Annotated in this window: 22 protein-coding genes; 13 read left to right on the top strand and 9 right to left on the bottom strand. The window is 40.3% G+C overall.

Annotated features, from left to right (window positions below):
* The first annotated feature begins 35 nt into the window (after nucleotides 1-35).
* Together QUF94_RS07310 and QUF94_RS07315 are read left to right on the top strand one after the other, a co-directional pair.
* Nucleotides 36-596: an MEDS domain-containing protein gene (locus tag QUF94_RS07310; RefSeq protein ID WP_289315271.1), complete on the top strand. Its 561-nt coding sequence runs from the start codon at nucleotides 36-38 to the stop codon at nucleotides 594-596.
* Complete coding sequence (locus QUF94_RS07315) at nucleotides 565-945, top strand: MGMT family protein (RefSeq protein ID WP_289315272.1); 381 nt, start codon at nucleotides 565-567, stop codon at nucleotides 943-945. The genes QUF94_RS07310 and QUF94_RS07315 overlap by 32 nt, the downstream gene beginning before the upstream one ends.
* 92 nt (nucleotides 946-1037) lie before the next feature.
* Here the strand turns inward: QUF94_RS07315 and QUF94_RS07320 are convergent, their stop codons facing one another.
* Nucleotides 1038-2303, bottom strand: a complete 1266-nt coding sequence (locus QUF94_RS07320; RefSeq protein WP_289318310.1) for a BaiN/RdsA family NAD(P)/FAD-dependent oxidoreductase — start codon at nucleotides 2301-2303, stop codon at nucleotides 1038-1040.
* A 205-nt stretch (nucleotides 2304-2508) separates the two neighbouring features.
* Between QUF94_RS07320 and QUF94_RS07325 the strand changes: the two genes are divergently transcribed.
* Together QUF94_RS07325 and QUF94_RS07330 are read left to right on the top strand one after the other, a co-directional pair.
* Nucleotides 2509-4110, top strand: coding sequence for a putative polysaccharide biosynthesis protein (locus tag QUF94_RS07325; protein ID WP_289315273.1), 1602 nt, complete (start codon nucleotides 2509-2511; stop codon nucleotides 4108-4110).
* Nucleotides 4111-4234: 124 nt separating this feature from the next.
* A complete protein-coding gene (locus tag QUF94_RS07330) occupies nucleotides 4235-4957 on the top strand; it encodes a pseudouridine synthase (protein WP_289315274.1) in 723 nt (240 codons plus the stop codon).
* Nucleotides 4958-5041: 84 nt separating this feature from the next.
* On the opposite strand, the gene QUF94_RS07335 is transcribed toward QUF94_RS07330, so the two are convergent.
* Entirely contained in the window at nucleotides 5042-5263 is a 222-nt protein-coding gene (locus QUF94_RS07335) for a DeoR family transcriptional regulator (protein WP_034309346.1), read from the bottom strand.
* Nucleotides 5264-5807: 544 nt separating this feature from the next.
* On the opposite strand from QUF94_RS07335, the gene QUF94_RS07340 reads away from it, so the two are divergent.
* Nucleotides 5808-6158 carry a hypothetical protein gene (locus QUF94_RS07340; protein ID WP_098372038.1) on the top strand — a complete coding sequence of 117 codons (351 nt, stop codon included), beginning with the start codon at nucleotides 5808-5810 and terminating at the stop codon, nucleotides 6156-6158.
* Between the two features lie 965 nt (nucleotides 6159-7123).
* Here QUF94_RS07340 and QUF94_RS07345 read toward each other — a convergent pair.
* Nucleotides 7124-7882, bottom strand: coding sequence for a DeoR/GlpR family DNA-binding transcription regulator (locus QUF94_RS07345; RefSeq protein WP_289318311.1), 759 nt, complete (start codon nucleotides 7880-7882; stop codon nucleotides 7124-7126).
* Nucleotides 7883-8110: 228 nt separating this feature from the next.
* Here QUF94_RS07345 and QUF94_RS07350 point away from each other — a divergent pair, with 228 nt between their 5' ends.
* The 5 genes from QUF94_RS07350 to phnX are packed head-to-tail and all read left to right on the top strand — an operon-like array spanning nucleotide 8111 to nucleotide 13410.
* The gene (locus QUF94_RS07350; protein WP_289315275.1) at nucleotides 8111-8863 is read left to right on the top strand and encodes an ABC transporter ATP-binding protein; all 753 of its coding nucleotides are present in this window, start codon (nucleotides 8111-8113) and stop codon (nucleotides 8861-8863) included.
* Nucleotides 8856-10472 carry an ABC transporter permease subunit gene (locus tag QUF94_RS07355; RefSeq protein ID WP_289315276.1) on the top strand — a complete coding sequence of 539 codons (1617 nt, stop codon included), beginning with the start codon at nucleotides 8856-8858 and terminating at the stop codon, nucleotides 10470-10472. The genes QUF94_RS07350 and QUF94_RS07355 overlap by 8 nt, the downstream gene beginning before the upstream one ends.
* Before the next feature lie 13 nt (nucleotides 10473-10485).
* On the top strand, nucleotides 10486-11478 hold the full coding sequence (locus QUF94_RS07360) for an extracellular solute-binding protein (RefSeq protein ID WP_289315277.1): 993 nt from the start codon (nucleotides 10486-10488) through the stop codon (nucleotides 11476-11478).
* 25 nt (nucleotides 11479-11503) lie between these two features.
* Nucleotides 11504-12598: a 2-aminoethylphosphonate--pyruvate transaminase gene (phnW, locus tag QUF94_RS07365; protein WP_289315278.1), complete on the top strand. Its 1095-nt coding sequence runs from the start codon at nucleotides 11504-11506 to the stop codon at nucleotides 12596-12598.
* Nucleotides 12595-13410 carry a phosphonoacetaldehyde hydrolase gene (gene phnX / locus QUF94_RS07370; protein ID WP_289315279.1) on the top strand — a complete coding sequence of 272 codons (816 nt, stop codon included), beginning with the start codon at nucleotides 12595-12597 and terminating at the stop codon, nucleotides 13408-13410. The genes phnW and phnX overlap by 4 nt, the downstream gene beginning before the upstream one ends.
* A gap of 239 nt (nucleotides 13411-13649) precedes the next feature.
* Here phnX and QUF94_RS07375 read toward each other — a convergent pair whose 3' ends face one another.
* Both QUF94_RS07375 and QUF94_RS07380 read right to left on the bottom strand, forming a co-directional pair.
* Nucleotides 13650-15017: an APC family permease gene (locus QUF94_RS07375; RefSeq protein WP_289315280.1), complete on the bottom strand. Its 1368-nt coding sequence runs from the start codon at nucleotides 15015-15017 to the stop codon at nucleotides 13650-13652.
* A gap of 385 nt (nucleotides 15018-15402) precedes the next feature.
* Nucleotides 15403-16524, bottom strand: a complete 1122-nt coding sequence (locus QUF94_RS07380; RefSeq protein ID WP_289315281.1) for an alanine dehydrogenase — start codon at nucleotides 16522-16524, stop codon at nucleotides 15403-15405.
* Nucleotides 16525-16978: 454 nt separating this feature from the next.
* Between QUF94_RS07380 and QUF94_RS07385 the strand changes: the two genes are divergently transcribed.
* From QUF94_RS07385 to QUF94_RS07395, 3 genes are all read left to right on the top strand, one after another.
* Nucleotides 16979-18619 (top strand): PucR family transcriptional regulator, encoded by a 1641-nt coding sequence (locus QUF94_RS07385; protein ID WP_289315282.1) that lies wholly within the window; start codon nucleotides 16979-16981, stop codon nucleotides 18617-18619.
* 538 nt (nucleotides 18620-19157) lie between these two features.
* Complete coding sequence (locus QUF94_RS07390; protein WP_289315283.1) at nucleotides 19158-20225, top strand: NAD(P)/FAD-dependent oxidoreductase; 1068 nt, start codon at nucleotides 19158-19160, stop codon at nucleotides 20223-20225.
* A gap of 46 nt (nucleotides 20226-20271) precedes the next feature.
* Nucleotides 20272-20478: a hypothetical protein gene (locus QUF94_RS07395; protein WP_289315284.1), complete on the top strand. Its 207-nt coding sequence runs from the start codon at nucleotides 20272-20274 to the stop codon at nucleotides 20476-20478.
* A 52-nt stretch (nucleotides 20479-20530) separates the two neighbouring features.
* Here the strand turns inward: QUF94_RS07395 and QUF94_RS07400 are convergent, their stop codons facing one another.
* The 4 genes from QUF94_RS07400 to QUF94_RS07415 form a co-directional block, all read right to left on the bottom strand.
* Complete coding sequence (locus QUF94_RS07400) at nucleotides 20531-22477, bottom strand: FtsX-like permease family protein (RefSeq protein ID WP_289315285.1); 1947 nt, start codon at nucleotides 22475-22477, stop codon at nucleotides 20531-20533.
* Nucleotides 22467-23228, bottom strand: a complete 762-nt coding sequence (locus QUF94_RS07405; RefSeq protein ID WP_289315286.1) for an ABC transporter ATP-binding protein — start codon at nucleotides 23226-23228, stop codon at nucleotides 22467-22469. Before QUF94_RS07405 ends, QUF94_RS07400 begins: the two co-directional genes overlap by 11 nt.
* Before the next feature lie 100 nt (nucleotides 23229-23328).
* Entirely contained in the window at nucleotides 23329-24333 is a 1005-nt protein-coding gene (locus tag QUF94_RS07410; RefSeq protein WP_289315287.1) for a sensor histidine kinase, read from the bottom strand.
* Entirely contained in the window at nucleotides 24330-25019 is a 690-nt protein-coding gene (locus QUF94_RS07415) for a response regulator transcription factor (RefSeq protein WP_289318312.1), read from the bottom strand. Before QUF94_RS07415 ends, QUF94_RS07410 begins: the two co-directional genes overlap by 4 nt.
* Between the last annotated feature and the right edge of the window lie 57 nt (nucleotides 25020-25076).

The following is a 25076-nucleotide window of genomic DNA, read 5'->3' on the forward strand; positions in this document are numbered from 1 at the left end:
AGTGCGAACTGGTGTATTTAAAGGGGAGATCCATTTTGGATAACAATATGAGACAACTAATAGAAACTATACAGCAATCGGATGGGGGCCATATCTTATACTGTTTTAATGAATTGGAAGCCTACATTGAAAATGAAGCAACATTCATCATTGCGGGTGTTGAACAGGGAGACCACATCCTGATCGTCGAAAATGACCGTATCTTTCCTTTGGTGTATAAAAAATTGCAGCTTCATTTAAATGAGGAGCAATTGGAGAAAGTGCATCTTATTAATAATTTTGATTTTTATTGTTTTCATGGAGACTTCCATCCTTCGACGATGGTTAATTATTTCTTGGAAAATATCGATACATACTCTAAACGAAATCAACTCGTGCGGACATGGGGACATGTTGAATGGGGCCATGACGATCAAGTCAGCGTAGCAATAGGTGAATATGAAGAAGGAATCGATAAATTGATCAAAGAACGAGGCTTGATTTCTGTTTGTGCGTACGATGACTGCAGAGTGCCTTCCGAGCTAAAAGCAAACTTGATCAAGCATCATGGGGTCCTGGTAACCGATGAAAATATTACGATTTTGGCTAACGGATAGAACAAAGGGGAGAGGTATTTTGGAAAGTTTTACTGAACGGGTGATTAAAATCATTCAACATATCCCTTCCGGTAAAGTGATGACATATGGTCAAATTGGACAGCTCGCCGGAAGTCCGCGCGGTGCAAGGCAGGTCGTAAGGATCCTTCATTCAAGCAGCAAAAAACACGACCTTCCCTGGCATCGGGTAATCAATGCAAAAGGCGAAATCGGCATAAAAGCGGACGGCGCCGCAGAACACCAGAAAGCGATGCTCGAGAGTGAAGGCGTCATATTCACGAAACGGAATACCATTGACCTCGAAGCTTTTCGCTATCATCCAGAACTTTTTAACGGAATGCTGGAATAAAAGAGGTGGTGGCCGAAAAAAGTGCGCCTACGCCGGAAATGCGAAATCATATCTAAAAGAGGCTGATCCAAATGGATCAGCCTCTTTTAGAATTATGAACGGGCATATATGGCAGCATTCATTCCGGCGAGTCTTCCGGTTACTAATGCCGAGGTGATATTGTAGCCGCCTGTGTATCCGTGTATATCCAGGATTTCACCGCAGAAATACAGTCCAGCCATTAGTTTGGATGCCATTTCTTTTGGGTGAATTTCTTTGACGGATACGCCGCCGCCCGTGACGAAGGCTTTTTCCAGCGGCTGGGTGCCGTGTACTCCGAATTGGAAGTCCTTGCATAGTTCAGCAAAGCGGCGGATTTTTTCATTTGATATCGTCGCTCCTTGCTCTTGAAGGTCGATTCCGCTACGCTCAAGCAGGAAGTGAAGGTATCGCTCAGGAACTAAACCTTTTAAGGTGTTCTTAATGGCTTTTTTCGGTTCGGCTTTGATTTCCTTCATGATGTCTTGAAAAACCTCTTCCTTGTTTCTGTCCGGAAGGGCATCGAGTTTCATTGTCACTTCCGATAGGTTCCATTTTTTCATCGCTTTCACGACGAATTGGCTGCATCTCAGAACAGCTGGACCGGAGACGCCAAAATGGGTGAAGAGCATATCCATTTGGTGGGTAATCAGGGCCTTGCCCTTTGGGTTAAGGACACTCAATGAAACATCCCGAAGTGCGAGACCTTGAAGCGTCCGATCTTTAATGAATGTTTCATGGCTTAGTACGGGAACTTCAGTTGGGAACAGTTCGGTAATCGTATGCCCCGCCTTTTTAGCCCATGCGTAGCCGTCGCCGGTTGAACCGGTGTGAGGAACTGATTTTCCACCGACTGCTATCACGACTGCATCCGTGTCAATGGTCTGTCCATCTTTTAACCGGACACCGCTTGTTTTTCCATGTTCATAGAGAACTTCCGCAACTGGGGAGTTCTTATAGATCGTTACTTTTAAATTCGACAGACGCGTCAGCAGGGCATCCACGACACTTTGCGCTTTATCGTTGACCGGGAACATCCGGCCATGGTCCTCTTCTTTGAGGGCCACGCCCAATTTTTCAAAGAATTGAATAATGTCTTCATTATTGAACTCTGAGAAAGCACTGTATAGAAATCGCCCGTTTCCAGGGATATGCTGAATGATTTCATCGATTGAGAGCCTGTTCGTCACGTTGCAGCGCCCGCCGCCCGAGATTGCAAGTTTCCTGCCAAGCTTCTCGCCTTTATCCACTAACAATACATGGGCCCCTTTTTCCCCGGCCGCTATTGCTGCCATCAATCCGGAAGGACCGCCGCCAATTACCACTACATCATATTTCAAATTGATCACCACTTTATCATTTTCAGTCCCTTCATTATATAGCAAGTGCCCTTCAGATTGCGAATGTAGAAAAAAAGGGATTATTTGTTTGTGTATTATCTTCGAAAACGATAAACTTGATTGTAGTTTTCTATAGAAAAAATACTTTAATATGATAAGATAAAGAGCGTGTGAAACGTAACTGACAGAGGCAGGAAGGGATTAGATGTCATCTAAGTTTTTAAAAGGGGCTTTTATATTAACGCTGGGAGCGATTATTTCCAAGGTACTTGGTTTATTTTACGTCATCCCATTTGAACATATGGTTGGGAATAAAGGGGCTACCCTCTATCAATATGGGTACGTTCCATATACCATTTTCATTAGCTTTGCAACGGCAGGCATGCCGCTTGCTGTTTCTAAATTCATTTCGAAGTATAATGCGCTCGAGGAATACGCCGTCGGTGAGAAGTTATTTAAATCGAGTCTGAAATTAATGGTTGTCACCGGTTTTCTCGCTTTTTTGGTTCTTTATACCATGGCACCGATGTTCACTGGAGTCTTCGGGGTCAAGAAGGAAGATGTCAGTGATGTCACGGAGATCATACGGGCAGTCAGCTTCGCCTTGATTTTTGTACCGTTCATGAGTATCATCCGCGGCTTCTTTCAAGGTCATGAAGCGATGGAACCAACAGCCATTTCGCAGGTTGTCGAACAAATTGTCCGCATCGTGTTCCTTCTGGCCGGGGTGTATGTTGTTTTAAATGTCTTGGATGGAGAGTTAGTGAAGGCCATCCAAATGGCTACATTCGCGGCGACGGTCGGAGCTGTCGGCGGTTTAGTGGTGTTATTTTGGTATTGGAAAAAACAAAAACCCCATTTGGACAGCTTGATGAAGAAAGACCGGGGGACGATGGACATTTCCCTGAAGGAAATCTATAAAGAAATATTTCTTTCGTCGATTCCTTTTATATTCGTCGGAATCGCGATGCCAATGTTTCAGTTGGCGGACTTGCTGTCTTTCAATAAGGCGATGTCGGCCATCGGGCTGCAGCATGTCGCAGAAGATGCACTTGGGGTGTTGAATGTATATGCCCAGAAGCTTGTTTTGATTCCGATGACCCTTGCAACCGGGTTTTCGATGGCGCTTCTGCCCTCGGTGACGAAGGCTTATGTAAGCGAGGATTCGGAAGAGTTAAACCGCCAGCTTAACCAAGCCTTTCAAATTTTGTTGTTCATTACGATCCCTGCGGTCGTTGGCATGTCGGTACTGGCCGACCCAATCTATAGTGCCTTTTACAGCCATGATCCACTTGGAATCAGCGTCCTGAAGGCATATGCGCCCGTTTCCATCTTGTTTGCGCTTTTTTCCGTTTCGGCGGCCGTTTTACAAGGCATCAATCAGCAGAAATATACGGTGCTCAGCCTGCTTGTTGGCTTTTTAATCAAATTGAGCTTGAATATCCCGATGATCAAGTTGTTTGAAACGGAAGGATCCGTTTATGCCACGGCATTCGGCTACTTGGCTGCTGTACTGCTGAATTTGTATGTCATTACTTACTTTACTGGATATCGTTACAGCCTTACCATCAGAAGATCTGTTTTGATCTCTGTTTTTTCAATGATTATGGGACTGGCTGCATGGGGCATGAACAGTTTATTATCGCTGTGGCTTACAACGGAAGGGCGCTTTCAAGCGATTTTGATCGTGGCCATTTGTGCAATCTTTGGAGCGCTCATTTATGCGGCACTTTCCTTGAAAAGCAAACTTGCCCATCGTTTGTTCGGTACCCGGATCGATCGGTTAAAAGCTAAATTGGGATTATAAGATAGAAGTTTGATTTGTAAAAAAAAGGGTATGATAAAATAAATCCCCAGATTAAAAATATATTGGCCTTGCCTGTCATTAAAGTGGGCAAGGCTTTTTACTGAAAAGGCTTTAGGAGGAAACGATGAGAATTGATAAGATTTTATCCAATATTGGTTATGGCAGCAGGAAAGAAGTGAAAAAGCTCCTGAAATCCGGCGCCGTGAAGGTCAATGAAAGGGTGCTGAAGGATCCGAAAGAGCAAGTGGACCCTGATACGGAAATCGTGACCGTCCATGATGAACGGGTTGAATATAGGGAGTTCATATATTTAATGATGAATAAACCGCCAGGCGTATTGTCGGCAACGGAAGACAAACACCAAGAAACGGTCATCGACATCTTGGAGCCAGAGGATTCAGTATTCGAGCCATTTCCTGTAGGCCGTCTGGATAAGGACACAGAAGGGTTATTGCTTATCACGAATGATGGAAAGCTTGCCCACCAATTGCTTTCCCCGAAGAAACATGTCCCTAAAACATATTTTGCGGTCATTGATGGCGAAGTGACGGAAGAGGATATTGAGGCATTCCGCAACGGCGTGACCTTGGATGATGGGTACGAAACAAAACCAGGTGAATTGAATATTTTAAAATCAGGTCTGACATCGGATATCGAGCTGACGATCATGGAAGGAAAGTTCCATCAGGTGAAGCGGATGTTTGAGGCCGTCGGCAAACGTGTCGTCTACCTAAAGCGTCTTTCCATGGGAAGTTTACAGCTTGATGAGGAGCTTGAGCTTGGTGAGTACCGTGAGCTAACGACGGAAGAGCTTGAACAGTTAAAGGCGGGCCAGCCTGCTGAATGAATATAGGCATAAAAAATGAGGCGGACAAATATTGTCCGCCTCAAAGTATTTTACATATCGATCTCGTTCGGGTGGTCGTTCTTTTTACGATGACATCTTCACCTTTTTACTTGTTGTCGTCCAAAGGCCACGGCTTGGGCTTTGAACAAGGTCATTGTATGCTAAGACATTTAAATCGCGCTGCACAGTTCGAGGAGTGATGCCAAATTCTTCTACAAGCTCTTGAGTAGAAACCGTACCGTTATTACTGATGAACATATAAACGGATTTAATACGGGTTAACATGCGATTTGTTGAAGGTTTCAAAAAATCACTCCTTATTCTTTTCATTGTTATTTTGAACAAATGAAAACAACCGATATGTCGGACAGCATTTCAGCTGTCACTATGTACTTGCTATACCCACCCTATAACTCCTCGGAAACATTGGAAAAAATAAGATGTCATTAGCATCATTTTACTCCTTTACAAAAGCAAATTCTATAAAAAGATGCTAATTGACTAAATATTACATTTATTATATCAAATTTTAACAAAATTATTCTCTTTACATATATAAAAATTAATAAGATTGTGTTGTTCCATTTGTTCATACTCATATTTTACCAATAAACGATTCTAAATATGCATAAAGGGATGTCACACAGCTCGAACGTTGACTAAGAGGCATATACATGTTATTTTACTTAAATAGAATCATAAATCGTAACAGTTACGTTTTGTGTGTGGATACAGGAATTGCTTGATGGCTTGGGGTTACGATGTCATAATGAGGTGTTGAGGGCAGTATAACTTTTTCATACATGATCTAAAAAGAATGTAAATATAAACAAATTCGAGGTAGAACCATATGAACGAAAGATTAATGGAGTTTTTATTGCGCGACGAAGTGACCAGACTTTCTGGCGTGAAAAAACAAGTGTATGAATTCATCGTGAATGAGGAAGATTATCTTGCCTCGAAGGCGGACACGGTCGATCAATTCATGAGATTGCTGGTAAAGCATTCTCCGCCCAGGCTCGCAGCCCGTCATTTCAATATGCCTTATGGGGAAATCATTCGTTTCATGAATGAAATAGAAGATGAGTTGAATGAGAGATTAGAGGAAAGATGCAAGAAAGTGAAGTGGATGGACTACACGGAAAAGGACCAGCAGGCATTTGTGGAATATCATAGAAAGTTATATCTTTTCGTAAATTAATAAATTGGATTATGAAAATGCCCTCGGTATGAAAGGGCATTTTTTTATTTGTCCGGAACCATTAAACGAGAATCCAGCACAACCATTCCTTTAAATCCAGAGATCCAGTAAAAATTCATCTTGATATAAACGTAAGCATATGTGTGGACTTTCTGCAGCAGTATAGGCGGGCGGGGTGGCTTATGGAGAAAGGAATAATGGCTGATTATGCATGAAAGGAACTTTAAATAGGATATGTTATTTGCTTAGGTGATTTCCCGGACCGCCCGCGGAAAGCGAGTACCTGGAGTAGAAATCAATGATTGTATTGTACAAACCCTCAAGAAAACGTTCCAGTTGATTTTAGAAATCCGCTCCCTTTCCGCCGACTGTCTGCCAAGCCACATCAAAGCAAGCGCCTGTGGGGTCTCGGCTAGCCAGGTATTCGGCAGGAGTGTCGCAAATTTCTTTAATTCAGAGAGTTTTCATCATATAAAACATTAAAAATACATAAAGGATAACCAAGTTTTGTTTTGAAAATGTAGTAAAAATCCCCTCGGTAATCATGAAAGGGATTCGGGATGAGACCAATCCCATTGGGTCGACAAACTCAAAGAAAAGCGAGTTTACCTGCAGTTTTTTAAAAAAAGTATTCCAGTTGATTGGAACGTAAGGTACGAGACTCCTGCGGGAAAAGCGCGTCCAGGGGAGACCCCGCAGGCGCAAAAGCGCCGAGGAGGCTTCCGGACCGTCCGCGGAAAGCGAGTGCCTGGAGGGGAAATCAACGTTGTGTTAAGGTGTGCCTTTGGGCCAATTGGTCCCTGAACATCATTTAGTCTGGCAGTTATTGATTTCCCGAAGGTGATCGCCCAAATTAGACTTGTTAAACGTCCTTCATTGCAACTGTATTTGACATTCGCCGAACTCCTTTTGTCTACAAACTGAACGGGAACTATACTACTGTATAGTTCCCGTTTTTTCGACTTTTAAGAAAGAATCAAATGTGTGTCGGTCTCTTTAAACGAAGAGATGAAATCTTTATGTAAATGATCGTCGGTAATGATGTAATCGATTTTATCCAGTGAAGAAATCCCGATGGTCACGTCTTTCCCGAACTTGGTGCTGTCAGCGGCAACATAGACTTCTTGGGATAATTCAATGATTTTTTTTCGTGTGTTCGCTTCTTCTAAATTATAGTCGGAGATGCCTTTTTCAATGGTTATGCCACTCGCACAAATGAATGCTTTCGAAATATTCAATTCACTAAAGTTGAATAAGTAGTCAAATGCAACAATGGATTGTTCATTTCTCCTCACTTTCCCCCCTATGATCAATATCTCGATATCGCTATGAATGAGCTCATTTACAACAGGGATCGAACTGGTTATCACGGTCAGTTTCTTTTTCTGTTTTATATATTTAGCGATTTGATAGGTTGTCGAACCACTATCGATATAAATGCAATCACCATCGTTGATATACTCACTGCATTTTTGGGCGATGGATTCCTTTTCTTCTAATTGACTGAACATCCGTTCATCTATCGTCGATTCTCCAAACTTCGATTGAACCAGCTTAACGCCGCCATAGATCTTTTCTATTTTTCCTTGCCTTGTAAGAAGGTTTATATCCCTTCTGATGGTTTCGATGGAAACTTGCATTTCTTCAGTAAGCTCGGCAATCTTCATGACTTTTCTAATCGTTAATAACTCGATGATCTTCTTTTGCCTTTCCAGAGGAAGCATAAGTTTCACCCGCCTATTCTTCATATCTATCTTCCTGATATTCATGTTAAGTGTACTGTTTACCGCGAACATATTCAACAAGTAGACAATAAAAATATCATCAATTGGTCAAAAGTTAGTATGAAGTTGGTAATAAAGTGTTCAGTATTTACAGAGTATTTACAAATATCTCAAATTCGTTTTACAAATGGCTTTTATACTGAGGGTGTATTGAAGGAGGTGAACGGTTTGCTAAAATTACAAAATATTAGCAAGCAATTCGATGGAAAATCAGTTTTGGATAATATAAATCTTGAAATTAAAACGGGGGAGATCGTTTCACTATTAGGACCAAGTGGAAGCGGCAAAACTACTTTATTACATATTATTTTGGGCTTGACGGGTATCAATCATGGAAAAATCATTTTCAATGATACCGATTTGAGTAACGTGCCCATGAAAGACCGGGGATTTAATATCGTTTTCCAGGATTACGCTCTTTTCCCTCATTTAAATGCCTATGAAAATATCGTTTATGGATTGAGGAACAGGAAGGGATCGGTTTCCAAGGAAGAGCTTCAGGAATACATCGATTTCCTGGAACTAACACCGCATTTGAAAAAGAGGATCAGCGAATTATCAGGTGGTCAGAAACAAAGGGTATCGATCGCAAGGACTCTTGTAATGAAACCGAAGATCCTTTTACTAGATGAGCCACTGAGTGCTTTGGATGGTGTCATCAAGGAATCGATAAAGGAACGCATCAAATCCATTGCCCGAGAATATAAGCTGACGACGATCATAGTGACACATGACCCTGAAGAGGCTTTGACGATGTCCGATAAAATTTTGATCATTAATCAAGGGAATATTTCTCAATTTGGATCACCCCAAGAAATCATCAATCAGCCAGCCAATGATTTTGTTAAGGAATTCATTCTAAAACAACTGGAGATCAAGAGAGAAAATATTTATAACTTATTCGGTGAAAAGTATGCCTGATGTAAAACCTGCAATGAGAGTCATTTATATACCTATCTTACTGCTATTTGCCGCTTTTCTTTTTTTGCCGCTTGGCATATTGTTCGTCCGTTCTTTTGAAACGGCAGATGGAATCAATCTCTCGAATTATCAAACGGTCCTTTCAAATGCAGAGCTGATGAAGTCATTTGGAAACAGCGTGAAAATTTCAGGGCTCACAGCCGTCATTACGACCGTTTTAGCCTTTTTCCTGGCCTATTCCATCCATTGCACCCGATTATATAGGCCATTAAAAAGTGTAATTAAAACAGGGATCCTTATTCCGATGCTGCTTCCGACGATCACATTCGGGTTTGCGATCATCTACTCTTTCGGCAATCAAGGAATCATAACGAAGATCTTTGGAAGGAATCTATTCGATATATACGGCTTTAATGGATTATTGATAGGTTATGTGATTTATACATTGCCATCAGCTTTTCTGCTCATTAATAATTCCTTCAAGTACATGGATAAAAAGTTCATGATCGTTTCGAAATTAATGGGTGACGGAACGATAAGAAGTTTCATGAATACGATCATACGGCCATTGTCGGGAACTTTGGGAGGAGCCTTTGTCCTTTCCTTCATCTTGAGCTTCACCGATTTTGGGATACCGGCTTCAGTCGGCGGGACCTACTCCGTTGTTGCGACGCAACTGTATCAAGTCATGCTAGGTTCAATCCCTGATTTCAATAATGGTGCAGTGATTGCCATTCTCATGCTCATTCCGGTAGTATTCAGCGTTTTCCTATTAAACTATCTGGAGAAACTTAATTTTCATTACGACAAGTTCAGCGATATCGAAATGACGCAGCACAAAGGAAGGGATATATGTTTTGGGGGTATCTCGCTGCTGGTCTTAATAGGGATGTTTTCTTTATTTGCGGTCATGTTCATTGCACCATTTTTAACTAGTTTCCCTTACGATCTCTCGTTCACCTTAAAGCACTTTATCGACACATTCCAATCGAGCGATTTAACGGCAGTCTATAAAAACTCCTTATTCGTTGCCTTGATGACGGCCGTACTGGGAACGTTCATCGCCTTTAGCTCGGCAGTTTTGAATGTCCGAACGCCCCTTAAGGGGAAATCGTCAATGGATGTCATTTCAATGCTGACGAATACAGTACCAGGAATGGTGTTGGGTTTATCGTATTTACTGCTGTTCAACGGCAGCAGCTGGAAGGGGACCTTTGCCATCATCATTCTTTGTAACATGGTCCACTTCTTTACGACACCCTATTTAATGGCGAAAAACTCTTTATCCAAAATGAATCCTGCTTGGGAAACCACCGGGAATCTATTGGGGGATAGCTGGATCAGGACAATCTATCGTGTCATTCTGCCAAACTCGGCATCTACGGTGATCGAGATGTTCAGCTACTATTTCATCAATAGTATGGTGACGATCAGCGGAATCATCTTTTTGGTCACGGCCCAAACCACATTAGTGGCCAGTAAAATTAAAGAGCTTCAGCATTTTGCCAAATTCAATGAAATATTCATCCTGTCTTTACTTATCTTTTTTACAAATTTAATCGTGAAGTTGCTTTGTGATCATTATCAAAAAAGACAATTCAAACATTAATGAGGGGGATATTATGTTTAAAACGATCAAGATCGCCTTACTTTCTTTAGTTGCTTTAAGTTTGGTATTTGTATTGGTGGGCCGTAACAGTGGCAAAGCGGATGAAGAAAAGGTGGTCATTTACACGAATGGCGATGAAGAAGCCACTGCAGCAATGGAGACTTCCCTGAAAAATGCCGGTTACGAAGGGAAATATGTCCTTCAATCGTTAGGCACATCTGAATTAGGAGGGAAACTGCTGGCAGAAGGCGATGAAATCGAGGCTGATGTCGTGACGATGAGTTCCTATTTCATCGAAAGTGCACAGGATCAGCATTCCATGTTCAAGGACCTGTCATTCAGTACAAAAGCATTGGAACAAAATCCAGCCTATTATACGCCGATTTTGGCCAATACCGGTTCCATTTTTGTGAATACGGAAGTACTCAAACAAAAAGGCCTGCCGATGCCGATTTCGATTAAGGACTTAACAAAGCCGGAATATAAAGGGTTCGTTTCAATTCCTAATATCCTGGACTCTTCAACAGGGTGGCTGTTAGTTCAAGCAATTATCAGTCAATACGGTGACGCAGAAGGGAAAAAGGTTCTCCATGATTTAATAGCAAATAGCGGTCCGCATCTTGAGAGCTCAGGTTCAGGTCCAATCAATAAAGTGCAAGCAGGGGAAGTGGCTGCCGGTTTTGGTTTACGCTATCAAGCCGTGATGGCTAAAGAGTCGGGATTACCGATTAAGTTTGTCGATCCGATTGAGGGGAATTTCTCATACACGGAATCCGTCGCTGTCGTGAATAAAGATAATGAAGCTAAAACAAGTTTAGCGATGAAAATGGCAGAAACGATCAGTAAAGATGCTAGAGAAGAACTGTTGGAACATTACCCGGTCGCACTTTATGAAGGTGAAAAGGTAACGGAAAAGAACAAACCGGCTCACCCGATGAAATTCAAGCAGCCTCTAACGGTCGAATTATTAAAACAGCATCAAGAGTTCTTTAAATCAGCACAATGATAAATACAGTGAGGAGTGAAGGAAAATGAATACCTATAAACTTTTAACGCCTGGACCATTGACCACTACAAGTACGGTGAAACAGGAAATGCTTGTTGACCGCTGTACGTGGGAAAATGATTATAAAGAAATCACACAAAAAATCAGATCCCAGCTTCTTGAATTGGCATATGCTGCAAACGGAGAATATACGGCTGTACTTATGCAGGGAAGCGGCTCGTTCGTTGTCGAATCTGTGCTGACGACCGCACTTTCAAAATCCGATAAAGTGCTGATCATAACGAATGGCGCATATGGAAAACGGATTGTGAAAATGGCAGAGTGCATCGGACTGAATCATGTTGAATATGGCGTTGAGTATAATGAATTTCCAAAAGAAGCTGAAATTCGGAACATGTTACTGGATGATAGGGACATCACACATATTGCCATGGTTCATTGTGAAACGACTACTGGGATTTTGAATCCGATAGAAATGGTTTCGAAGATATCAAAGGAACAAGGGAAAACCTTGATCATTGATGCGATGAGCAGCTTTGGCGGAGTTGAGATGAATGTGCCTGAACTCGGAATTGATTATTTGATCAGCAGTGCAAATAAATGCATTCAAGGTATCCCAGGTTTTGGTTTTGTCATCGCAAAGCTTGATAAATTGTTGGCTTGTGAAGGCAATGCCCGCAGTTTGTCCCTGGATTTATATGATCAGTGGAAAGAAATGGACAAGGATGGGAAATGGCGTTTCACATCTCCGACACATGTAGTGGCCGCGTTCGCTAAAGCGTTAGAAGAATTGACGGAAGAAGGGGGCATTCCAGCCAGATTCGCCCGCTATAAAAATAATAATGATAGGCTGAGGGAGCTGATGGGTAAATTGGGCATTCGTACATATATCTCACCTGATAAACAATCGCCCATCATTACAACATTCCTTTTTCCTAGTGAAACCTTTGATTTTGAGGACTTTTACAACTTTATCAAAGAGAGGGGTTACGTAATTTACCCTGGAAAGCTGACTGACATAGATACATTCCGGATCGGTAATATTGGCGAAATCCATGAAGAAGATATCGAGGAACTTGGCAGAATCGTAGAAAAATATATGAAAGTGGTGACAGTATGAATAAGGTAGAGGGAATCATTTTGGATTGGGCTGGAACAGCTGTGGATTTTGGATGTTTTGCGCCAGTGAATGTTTTTGTGGATATTTTTAAGAATGCTGGACTGGACGTGACGATGGAAGAAGCAAGAGCTCCGATGGGCATGCTGAAAATCGACCATATTCGTGCGATGCTGACCATGCCAAGGATATCTTCGTTATGGGAAGAACAATACGGAAGGCCATTCAATGAGGAAGACGTTGAAAAACTATATGCTGAATTCGAACCGGCACTGATGAAGTCATTGGCGGATTATACAGATCCCATTCCGGGGGTTATCGAGACGGTGGAAGCATTAAGAAATCGCGGCCTGAAGATTGGGTCGACAACGGGATATACGGATACAATGATGGAGGTTGTCGTAGCAAATGCTTTGAAAAAAGGGTACCGGCCGGATTTCCATGTAACCCCGGATGCAACCCATTCAATTGGAAGGCCTTATCCTTACATGATATATCGGAATATGGAAGAATTGAAGTTAACGGCATCAAGGAAGGTAGTGAAGGTAGGGGATACCATTTCCGATATGAAAGAAGGAGTGAATGCTGGGGTATGGACGGTCGGAGTCATTGTCGGAAGCTCCGAGATGGGATTGAGTTTGAATGAGTATACAAGTTTACCAGAACTTGATAAACAAAATCTCATCTCTAAAACCGCAGACACCTTTATGCAAAACGGGGCCGATTTTACCATCAAAACGATCGAGGAATTACCTGAACTCATAGATACCATCAACCTTCTTATAGCAGATGGGAAGAGACCTCGTTCAAGCTAACTCCCAGTGCCAAAAAAAGTGCAGCATCTCGTTCACCCATGAGTGGGGATGAGGGATGCTGCACTTTTTCACTTTTGGACTGGGTTCTATCTCGATTCTCTTTATTTCTTTTTTAAGGTGAGGATTGACTTACTACATCAATCTATTCGTTAGATATCCATTCGATAGATTAATCCAGTAATGACCTGTATGTCTCATACCGACAATAGTCGTGTCTAAGCTGTATTTTTATCTTATTTTCAAGCATCGTGGCTTTTTAAATCTACATCATAACTTTCTTCGATTTTCAATTGTGGTGGCTGTTTTTTAAGTCCTTTTGTCAATACAAGTAAATAAATGAAGCCTATTATTAACCAACTTACTCCAAGTACTTTTGAGTGCACATCAAGATTCACAAGTAGTAAAATATCAAGAGCGGCTCCAATAAGAGGAACAAATAAATATAAGACAGTTCCTTTTACCGAACGTTCTCTATTTCTAATATAATAATGAGCAATTACGGCAATATTAACACAAGTATACGCAAGAAACGCCCCGAAATTAATAAATGATGCTACAAGATCTAAACTTAAAAATAAAGCAAGCAAAGAGACAGAACTAATGATCAGAATATTATTTACGGGTGTTCCATATCTCGGATGCAGGGTGCCAAAAAACTTTTTAGGAAACTGTCCATCTCGCCCCATCGTATAGAGGACTCGTGATGCACTTGCCTGGGACGACATGGCACTACCCAATACAGCTAATGCGTAAAGCGCAAGATATATTGAGTACATCGCCTTTCCACCAACAAGTTTAATAATTTCGTAGGCAGCCGAATCAGGATTATTAAATGTGTTATATTCTGGCCATACAAGATATGAGAAATATGCAACACTTGTAAAGATTAAACCACCACCAAGAGTAATTAAAATAACAGCTCGGGGAATTGTTTTCTTAGGGTTCACTGTCTCTTCAGCAAACGCTGTAACTGATTCAAATCCAAGGAAACAAAAGCATAATAATGCTGCTCCAGCTATTGTATAAGAAAAGGGTTCATTCGAATTATAGAATGGCTCAAGAGATAAAAGAGTTGCCGTGCCTTCGCTCATAAAAATTTCCTTAATAGAAAAACCTATAAAGATAAGGATAAAAAGTAAAGCGAAAATCGTTATGAATGCGTTTACATTTGTAGCAAACTTCAATCCTTTAATATTAATAAAAGTGACGAGCACCAGCATACCTGCAATCCAGATGTAACTTGGAATTGTAGGAAAGGCTGCTGAAAAAAATATACCAAATACTAAATAATTTACCATTGGCATAAATAAATAATCCATTAAGATTACCCATCCGACAAGAAATCCAACAGAGGGATTGATCGATTTTTGCGTATAAACATAAGCAGAACCGGAAGATGGAAACGCAATTGCCATTTTCCCATAACTGTAAGCAGTAAACATCATTACCACTAGAGCAACTATCATTGCCCCCGGAACCATACCGTGGGAAATATTAGCCGCAATACCATACGTAGTAAAAGCTGTGGTTAACCCCATAAATGAAAAACCAAACAACACAACTGGAATGAGTGTCAGTGTTCGATCTGTTTTCCTTAAATTTGACATGTAAAATACTCTCCTCTTTTACCTGATTTAACCTTTTACAAGAAGGGGATCTATATTATTACTTCCATAGCTTTTTTAATACGTGGTTTTCTAGTAATCATAAAAAAGTTAGAAAGATGCCAGGGAGCCTGCTTTGAATTATCCATGAATTTGTTGTGTAGAACTTAGCTCCCCATTCCCCGTAAAGAATGCCGTCTGCCGAATGACAAAGATAATTCATTGGAATGTATATTATATCTTATATAATTCCTGCAAAAATTTTCTCGCTGGCATCTTTCCTGACTCCTGGAATTTCTTTAGTAGCGACTTGTTCAATAACTTGTATACTGATTTCTAATCAATAGATATGAAACGTAGAATATGAGATGACTCTAAGGACGCTTTATTATTTGGACAATAGTAACTCCGTTTTTATATCTGTATAAGGCATGTTATGATTGATCCCAACTTCGTGATGAACAATTTCACCGTTCAAAGTGCTGATACAATTTCTTACTATTGCATCATTTACTACAACCTCTTTCAAACCATTATTCGCAATGTTCATAATATATGGGCCGGTTGTCATCAACATCATGTTTGTCGAGGTTTGTGGGCATAGAGCCGGCATATTCGGGACACAGTAATGTAGGACTTCTTGTTCGTAGTAAACTGGTTCCTCTAAAGTCGTATAACGTGAGGTTTCAATTATACCCGTTCCTGCAATATCAATAATAATAGAATTAGGTTTCATCTTACTGACCATCTCTCGTGTTATGAGAGATTCGGTTACCCCTGGCATTGGATAAATTGTATTAATTAAAACATCACTTTGAATAAGTTCTTCGAACATCATATCTTTATCCCAACACAAAATGTCCACCTGTGGCAACTGATCGTTCAAATAATCAATGCGTTTCATTGATGCTTCCATGATTGTTACATTCAATCCAAGACCCACAGCAACTTGCGCAGTATTGAGACCAGCGTTGCCACCACCAAGTATGAATACTTTGCTCGAGGGCAAACCGGCCAGTTTCCGGAGAAGTATTCCTTTTCCGCCATAACCATATTGTGCATATTTGACTGCTTCAAGCATTGCTAATGTTCCTGCAATTTCACTCATTGGTTTAATCGTAGGTCTAGTCCCATCAGGTAAAACGATTAATTCCATTGATAATGATATTGCTTTTTTATCTAGTAATGCCTGAGTCATTTCATGATTAACATCTTCCGCCAAATGAAACCATGCCATTATCATTTGATTTTCTCTAAGAAGGCCGTATTCATAGGGTTGAAGTTCCTTCACTTTAACAACAAATTCTGCCTTCTCATAAACTTCGTCAATCGTGTTTACTATTTGTGCTCCAGCCAAAACATATTTCTCGTCACAAAAACCACTAGCTTCACCGGCCATGCTTTGTATTAGTACTTCATGACCGAAAGCTGTCAATTTTTTTACCCATGTTGGATTTAATCCCACTCTAGTCTCTGCAGTTTTTAATTCTTTAGGAACTCCTACTATCATTGTTCATTCTCCTTTTTAATTGCATTTAATTTATTGAACATTCTAAAATCTTACAGGGGAATGATAACCCTTTCATTAGACACGAGGTTAAATTTATATTAGTTTTTTTTTAACCAAGCACTTTAGGTCATCTTGAACTTTTCAGAATACAGCATTGGTGAAAAAGTGATAATTTTTCATTGTTTATCTAATGTTTAGGTCGTTTTAAGTTTCAGTACTCCACCGTTCATTCGCATATATAACTGATGAAAAACGGTGTAAATGGATAACATTATGAAAGATCCTCAGGTTGATTAAGGTACTTCATCAAAGCACGTAAAAGAACGCTCTTACAGACACTTGTCGTATTACTTGGGGTTAAACAGAGATAGGGATCCTATTTTATGGGCTTAGACATTCTAGTATAGTTATAATAAGATGATACAGCTAACAATTATTAAATGAGGAGGTACATATGCTTACAGTACAAGATGTTCTTAAGCGTTCACTCTTTTCAAAGACGGAGGTAGTTGCGGGGGCAAACGGGTTGCACCGTCAAGTCAAATGGACACATGTCCTTGAAATTCCGTTTTTTGATGATACCATCTTTCAGGGAGGGGAACTGATACTCTCCACCGGATTTGGCTTTGAATGGAGAGACTCCTCTAATACTTCATTTTTGTTAAATCTTATCGAACGCAACGCCTCATGTTTATGTATAGAACTTGGACACTACTTCGAAAAGGTCCCTAAAGAAATGATCGAGATGGCAAATGAGTATAACTTTCCGATTATTATTTTCAAAGAATTCATAAATTTCGTCGAAATAACACAGGATCTGCATTCGTTTATCATTAATGCTCATCATGAGAAGTTGGTTACATTAGATTCGATTTCAAGAAAGTTCCATTCATTGTCACTCACTACTCATGGGTTATCCAATATTTTAAAGTTGTTGCAACAGAAGACAGAAGCACCAATTATCTATCTTCCTATAGAAGGAACACCTTTTTCGATTCCAGGATTGAAAAATGAATTTATGGAACAGCTACTTCAAACCATTTATGAAGATAAAGAACACTGGCACGACCGGATTACAAATGATTCGCCCGTTGAATGGAAGGCATTAAACCATACTATTCTTCTCCAACCGATCGGAGCAATGGATCAAATCTGGGCGTATCTTGTTATGGTTTTAGATCGTGAATCGGATGAATTTGATTTCCTAATCCTTGATCGTGCGTCTCTAGCAATCTCACAAGACTTATTGCGTAAACATTATTTGGATGAAAAACGATTACGTTTAGAATCTACATGGCTAAATGATTTACTTTATAGACGGATCAATAATGAGGAACAAGCAAGGGGATTTATTTCGTTAAAATCTAAGCATGCTTCGATACGTTATCGAATTGCAATCATTGATATCGAAGATGTTTTTCATCCGACTTCATTAAGTTTATCGGATGAAGAAAATGAATCTGCTATTTATCATTATTCTTTAAAAATTCGATCTGGGTTCGCAAAATATTCTTTTACACCCTATATCACATCAATAAGAAATCAGATTATTGTATTAGCTACTGATCTTGGAACTGCCGATTCCTCTAAGGCGCGCTTCTTAAAAGTGATCGAAACCTTGCTATATGTTAGAGAAGGTGAATCTAGTCAAATCCGTATAGGCGTTGGGCGACAATACCAGTTACTTTTGGATGCTCATAATGGTTATCGAGAAGCGCAGTTAGCTTTAAATTATCGTACGTTTTCAACAAGTGCCTTTTACGAAGACCTTGGCATCTTTCGGCTGATTCAATTAATTCAGCATGATCAAGATACAGCCCATTTTATTGAGGACTATCTCTCTCCTTTAATTTACTATGATAAGGAATATGGAACGGAATTGCTTCTGACTTTAACGAAATACTTTGAGTTTGATCGCTCAAAGAAGCTTACGGCTCAAAAATTGCATATTGTAAGACAAACACTCTATCATCGGATGGAAAAAATAAAAAAGATTCTTGATTTTGATTTTGATATGCCGGAGAACAGATTAAACGTTGAAATGGCTTTGAAAGCATATCAACTTATACAACAAGGGGGAGTACCTACGAAGTAGTTATCAACCGCCAATCACGGGGCGCATAGCAACGTGTTCCGCAATATCTCTAGTCTGCTTTCTAAGATTAATTATACGAAAAGAAAAAACTCTCGATACGGTTGTAGCTATTTCACTGGATGTGCCCTCTGAGGAGAACAAATCTTGGATTGGATTTAATCAGAATGCAACGAACAGATATGTTGAACACTTTATTAAAACGGGTCAACTTTTCTAATATAGTAAAAACGGGCATATGATAAGAGAGCTATCCTGTTAACCTACTTTATCTATGAATAAAGCAGGTTAATTTTTAATATTACACCCATACCCTTACTCCATTTTCAACCTAATTTTTCATTCTAATGGTAATACTCCATTTATCATTCATACGTTCTTAATGAATGGTAAGTTTTAGTGATTGGAAATAAACAACTCTGTTGATTTTTAAAATGAACAGAGTTTTTTAATAAATCCATATTGTAAAAAGTGAGGAAAGAGTGTACGATTAAATGAGAATGATAATCAATCACACTTGATTACCGAGGAGTGGACGTAAATGGATCAGCAAGATTTATTTGATGTAACGGTTATTGGAGGCGGGCCAGCGGGCCTTTACTCCACTTTTTATAGCGGACTTAGAGAAATGAAAGTTAAACTGATTGAATACCAGCCACAGCTAGGCGGGAAAATTCATGTTTATCCAGAGAAAATGATTTGGGATGTAGGAGGGCTGACGCCCACTACGGGGGAAAAATTAATTGAACAGCTAGTGGAACAAGGTTTAACATTCAATCCAACGGTCGTGTTGAATGAAAAAGTGGATTCGATCACACGTAATGAGGAAGGTATCTTCGTTTTACATACAGCATCAGGTCAAAAGCACTTTTCCAAAACGATCATTGTCGCGGTCGGCGGTGGAATCCTGAATCCGCAAAAGTTGGAAATAGACGGTGCAGAAAGGTTTGAAGTCTCCAATTTAAACTATACTGTGAAGTCTTTCAATCGTTTCAAGGATAAAACGGTGATCATTTCAGGCGGCGGGAATTCTGCAATAGACTGGGCAAATGAATTGGAGCCCATCGCCAAAAAGGTGTATCTGACATATAGGAAAGATAGTTTAGCAGGTCATGAATCACAAGCGAAACAATTGATGGAAAGCTCTGCGGTATGTTTCTTGAATACCACGATCACAAAATTGATCGCTTGCGCTGATCATGAATCAATTGAACATGTTGAACTGACGAATCATGAAACGGGAGAGGTTTCTTACTTGCCGATCGATGAAGTCATCATCAATCATGGTTATGAGCGTGATACATCACTGCTTAGAAATAGTAAAGTGGATATTGACATAGTCGACAATTATTATATTGAAGGTACTGCCGCCAGTGAATCTTCGATGGATGGAATATACGCTGCCGGTGATATCCTAAAGCACGAAGGTAAATTGAACTTAATAGCAGGTACCTTCCAAGATGCAGCAAACGCCGTGAACAAGGCAAAGCAATATATCCAGCCTGACGCTAACGGAGTGGGCATGGTCTCTTCCCATAATGAAGTCTTTAAAAAGCGCAATAGGGAATTGATCAAGGAAATGATGAAGAAACCGGCTGGGGTCCTTTAAAGGGGAACGGAAACTGAAAGCTGGTCGAAATGTCTCACCCCGAACCATGATGATAAAACAAGACTTGGTAATCCTACATGGTTTACTTTTTTATGGTTGGAATCCCATAGGATTGAAGAAATTTGCGACACTCCTGCCAAATAACTGGCTAGCCAAGACCGCACAGACGTTTACTTTGATGCGGCTTGGCAGACAGTCGGCGGAAAGGGAGCGGATTTCCGAAAACAGCTGGAACTTCTTCGGATTTTTCTAAGTCTAAAAGCTCCAGGGCTTCATGGGCCCTGGAGCTTTTAGCATCTTCGACATTATAGAGATTCTTTGATGACCTTCTTGTAATGGAATACGGATAGGATTGCGAAAATCGAGTACAATGCCGTGTATAATGCCATTACGATGATCATCGGTGTCCAAACTTCGGTACCGAATAAGAACCATCCTGATTGGACTGCGAAATAACTGTGAAGCAGTCCGACGACTAAAGGAATGCCGAAATTGAAAATTTGTTTTGCTTGGATTCCCCTTAGTAAGTCACCTCGCGTGAATCCCAGTTTTCTTAAGATGGTATAATTGGATTTTTCACCTTCACTTTCATCCATTTGTTTGAAATATAGGATACAGCCGGATGTGATGAGGAAGGTTAACCCCAAGAAGCCGACGATGAACATGATAAGACCCATGTTCTTCTTCTGGGTGTTGAACATTTCAAATTGGGAATCATTCACATGTTCTTCTTTAAAACTCATTTTATTGAATAGATCATTCGCTTTTTCAACTTCAGCTTCATCCTTCACATCAATGCCGATATTTACAGAAGATGCTTTTTGGATTTTCGGGTCGACATCCTTTTTCAAACGGTCGAATATCGTTTGGTCTACAATGGCAACGGGCAATCCGCCGTTCGTGAAGTAATAGGACACGAAGGTATCATCATTCAATCCCATATATGTTTGCGGAATCACTTCGTGTTTGCCCTTCAGTTCAATCTTTCCGGAATCCTTCAAGGACATGACCTTCTCCATCATATTACTGTATCCGCTGAAAAGGGTCTCATCTTCAGCGACGTTGATTCCTTTAACGGATTCATCACTGATGACAGGAACGGTCATGATGTCCGGATCAAAGTTCACACCTTCCAAGCTAGTCTCCATTATTTCCTTTACATTGACATCCACTTGAATGACATCAATCATCTTTTCGTCGTAATCAATTTTACTGTCTGATAAAGCTTCTTTGAATGCATCCGCATCTCCCTTATCCGTCATGGAAAAATCGGTGGGGATACTGCTTTGTGCCATTTTCTCCGCTGAGTAGTAGGAGATATAGCTTAATGATAATAACCCAATCGCCAAAGCCGAAACGGTCGTGATGATCGTCAATAATATCGCATTCGATTTCATCCGGAACATGATGGATGAAAGGGACAATACTTCATTGATGTTCAAATAGCCATTTTTCTTTTTACGGACGATATTAAAGATGAAGCTTACGGATCCTTTATAGAATAGGTAAGTACCGATGATGACGGATGCCAAAATGAAGATCATGGCCATAAAAAGCTCGGTCATCTCTGAAAAGGCTCCATCGAATAACTTGGATGAAACGACATAGCCGGCAATGATCAGGATGATGCCGAATATCCCGATGATCATTTCGAGCATGGAAACCTTTTTCACTTTTCCTTCCGTCATTGAAGTCACCCTAAATAATGATAGGATGGTCTGCCTTTTAATGAAGGCGTAATTCATCAACATGATGAAAAGATAGATGGCGCCAAAAACGAGAATGGTTTGAACAAGCGGCTGAAAAGAAAATTTAAGGGTCGCGATCGCCTGGACACCCATTATTTTAAATAGTATCATGATGATCAATTTTGAAGCGGCAAACCCTACAAAGATTCCCAGGAATACGGAACAGAAATACAGGATCAGGTTTTCCACACTCAGGATCCGGAATATCCTGTTCTTGGTCATGCCGATCAATTGGAATAAGCCAATTTCTTTACTGCGTCTTTTTATGAAAATGCTATTGGCATATAAAAGGAATATGGAAACGATCGCAACAAGCAGGATTGATGCAGCCTTGATGGAGGCGGCCCCTTTCACCGTACCCTCCGCTTCATCCAGCGATGGGTCATATTGCAAGGTAACAAAGGCAAAGTAAAGGGAAGCGCTGAAGACCAGGGCAAACACATACAGATAATAGTTCTTCAGATTCTTCTTCAGATTTCGAAAGATGAGTTGATTAATGCTCATTTTGAACCCCTCCCAATATACCTTGTGTTTTCATGATGTCCTTGAAGAAGGTTTGTCTGGATTCTTCACCTTTATTCAATTGTGTATAGATTTGTCCATCTTTAATGAAAATGACCCGGCTGCAATAACTGGCGGCCACTGGATCATGGGTTACCATGATGATGGTCGCTTTGCGCTTTCGATTCATTTCGCTCAGTTTGTTCAGTAAATCGGATGCTGATTTGGAGTCAAGCGCCCCAGTCGGTTCATCCGCAAATATGATGCTTGGATCATGGATGAAAGCCCGTGCTGCAGACGTACGCTGTTTTTGGCCACCGGAAATTTCATTTGGGTATTTATCCTTCACTTCATATATGCCCAGTTCTTTCGCTACGGTTTCAAACATTTGTGCCGCTTCATTTTTGGGTGTTTTTGTAATGGATAAAGGCAGAAGGATATTTTCTTTGACAGTCAGTGTGTCCAATAAGTTATATTCCTGGAAGATGAAGCCTAGATGGTTCTTCCGGAATTCGGCCAAGTTCTTTTCTTTCATACCTGAAATCTCTTTTCCATCGATCGTAATGGTGCCGTTGCTGATTTTATCGATCGAGGAAAGGACATTCAGCAAAGTCGTTTTTCCTGACCCGGATGCACCCATGATACTTACGAATTCACCTTCTTGTATGCTTATATCGAGACCCTTTAATACTTCTTGTTTATTGAATTTATTACCATAGCTTTTATGGATTTTTTTCGCTTCTAGTATATTCATATCAATACACTCCTTTTTTTCTATATCCTCATTATAAAAGGCCATGTATTTCTTTTCCTTCGTTTGGACGAACAAAGAATAAAAGCATGTGACATTTTTGTCACATGCTTGTGATATTCACGAATTCATTTCTTTTTGGGAAGGCCAAGGTAACGGTCGTTCCCACTCCAAGCTCTGATTTTACGTCAATGGAGATGAATAGGGACTCTGCTGCATTCTTGGTTAAATATAAACCCATGCCAGTTGCAGCCGTGTCACGATGATTCGTCGTGGATGTAAATCCTTTATCAAATATGCGGGATAAATCCTTTGGGTCGATGCCCCGTCCAGAATCTTTCACTTCAAGAACCGTTTGTTCAGCTTGTTCATGGCTATATATCGTGATATCGGAGTTTTCACTGTATTTAATGGAGTTAGTCAAGAGCTGCCTTATAATGAAGGCCAGCCATTTGGCATCACTTAGCACTTCGGTTACATCCAACTGTATGTCGAAGCCGATGCCTTTTTGAATGCACCATGATTGCAACGTTTTAATCTCATCAAAGATTATTGTTTCCAAATCTGTATTTTCAATATACAAATCATTTTCGATGAAAGGCATGCGCCTTTGATGGAGCTGCTGATCAAGAAGGAGGTGAATGCGCAGCCACTCATAAGTCAAATGGGATTTCAGCAATTCATCATCCAAGCGGTCAATCATTAAATGCATCGCCGTCAATGGTGTTTTCACTTCATGAATCCAAGATAATAATTCATCCTTTTCCTGCTCTAAAGTCATTCTGCCAATTGATGCGGATTCCTTCAATAATTCGGTTTGGTTAATGATGCTGTTTTCTATTATTTTTTCGAAAGGGCTTTCTGGTTCGGCTATATTCGTTATATCCAGGTTGTCTTCCCGCGCTTCCAAACTTTGATAGAAAAACGTTTCTTTTTTATAACGGAAAATCAAAAAGATACTGAACATGATCAACGATAAAAAGACAATATACAGTATTGGCTTTAATGGTATGGCCGAATCAAGATAAGCGACAAAGATGATGAATAGATGAAGCAGTATGTAGAATGTGATCCAGCTGAACCTTTCCACGAGATACTTTCTGATCATGCATTTGCCTCTTCCACGGCGATATAGCCCTGTCCGACCTTCGTTTCGATAAAATGGCCTAAACCCAGTTCATCCAACCTCTTCCGTAAACGGTTCACATTTACTGTAAGGGTGTTATCGCTTATGAAGCGTTTGTCATCCCATAAGCTATTGATCAATTCCTCCCGGCTTACAATCTTGTTTTTCTGTTCAATAAGCTTTTTCAAGATGAAAATTTCATTTTTTGTCAATTCGATTGAGCCAGTCTCGGCCGATACCGTGTTCTTCTCGTAATCCACTGTTGCACCGCACCAGGTTTTCAATTCGATCTTTTCGGTATTGTAATTATATACCCGGCGGAGGGTGGCCTGTATTTTTGCGATGAGTACATCGAAATGAAAAGGCTTCTGGATAAAATCATCGGCTCCAAGCTGCATGGACATCACCATATCGGTCGGATGATCCCGTGATGATAAAAAGATGATGGGAACATTGGAATGGGCCCGGATCATTCTGCACCAATGAAACCCATCAAACTTCGGCAACTGTATATCAATGATGACTAAATCAGGTTTTATATCCGTGAATTCCTGAACCACTTTACTAAAATCCCCAATACCGTATATATCATAAGACCATTGAGCCAATCTATCTTTAATTTCATTGAATAACGTCGTATCATCTTCTATCAATAGTAGTTTAAACAAAGGTTTCACCGCACTTTCCAGCTTTTTCTTAAAAGTATATAGTAAAACCTTTGTAGG

Origin of the sequence: Peribacillus sp. NJ4 (genome assembly GCF_030348345.1) — a bacterium.
Lineage (GTDB): Bacteria > Bacillota > Bacilli > Bacillales > DSM-1321 > Peribacillus.